At 41.5% G+C, this 697-nt stretch carries 5 tRNA genes; all 5 read left to right on the top strand.

Annotation, left to right across the window (positions count from 1 at the left end):
- Nucleotides 1–28 precede the first annotated feature (28 nt).
- The 5 genes from GQF29_RS18055 (at nucleotide 29) to GQF29_RS18035 (ending at nucleotide 452) form a co-directional block, all read left to right on the top strand.
- Nucleotides 29–104 (top strand) — tRNA-Glu (locus GQF29_RS18055).
- An 8-nt stretch (nucleotides 105–112) separates the two neighbouring features.
- Nucleotides 113–188, top strand: a tRNA-Val gene (locus GQF29_RS18050).
- A 12-nt stretch (nucleotides 189–200) separates the two neighbouring features.
- Nucleotides 201–276 (top strand) — tRNA-Thr (locus GQF29_RS18045).
- 6 nt (nucleotides 277–282) lie between these two features.
- Nucleotides 283–358: transfer RNA gene (locus tag GQF29_RS18040), tRNA-Lys, on the top strand.
- Nucleotides 359–369: 11 nt separating this feature from the next.
- Nucleotides 370–452: transfer RNA gene (locus tag GQF29_RS18035), tRNA-Leu, on the top strand.
- The last annotated feature ends 245 nt before the right edge of the window (nucleotides 453–697 follow it).

Genomic DNA, 697 nt, shown 5'->3' with positions numbered 1-697 from the left:
GGTTCGAGTCCTACTTCAAGCGCCATGTGGCCTGTTGGAGAAACGGTTAACTCACATGCCTTTCACGCATGCATTCACGGGTTCGAATCCCGTACAGGTCACCATATTTAATGGAGGTTTAGCTCAGTTGGGAGAGCATCTGCCTTACAAGCAGAGGGTCAGCGGTTCGAGCCCGTTAACCTCCACCATTTTTTATTTATGCCGGCTTAGCTCAACTGGTAGAGCAACTGACTTGTAATCAGTAGGTTGAGGGTTCAAGTCCTTTAGCCGGCACCATTTTTAGACCCGCTAGCTCAGTCGGTAGAGCATCTGACTTTTAATCAGAGGGTCAGGCGTTCGAGTCGCCTGCGGGTCACCATTTTTAAACATGCGGGTGTGGTGAAACTGGCAGACACGCTAGACTTAGGATCTAGTGCTTCGGCGTGCAGGTTCAAGTCCTGTCACCCGCACCAAATAGTTATCCAAGAGAGATAATTTATGAAATCTTTGTGATTTTGTGAATTGTCTCTTTTTTTCGTTATATAAAGCGGTTTGAGAGACAATGAAAAGATATTAAATCAAATATATTGCATAACGAAGGAGTGAGAAAAGTAGTAGCAATATAAATATCAAATTATTTAAGTCTCGTTACAAATCAAAATAATAAAAATTTGAAAAGTTAAAAAAAGAACGAAAGAACAAAAGAACAAAAGACAAA

The organism is Coprobacillus cateniformis (assembly GCF_009767585.1).
Taxonomy (GTDB): domain Bacteria; phylum Bacillota_I; class Bacilli_A; order Erysipelotrichales; family Coprobacillaceae; genus Coprobacillus; species Coprobacillus cateniformis.
Note: the sequence above shows the minus strand (reverse complement) of the source record. Positions and strands in the feature narration are given on the sequence as shown.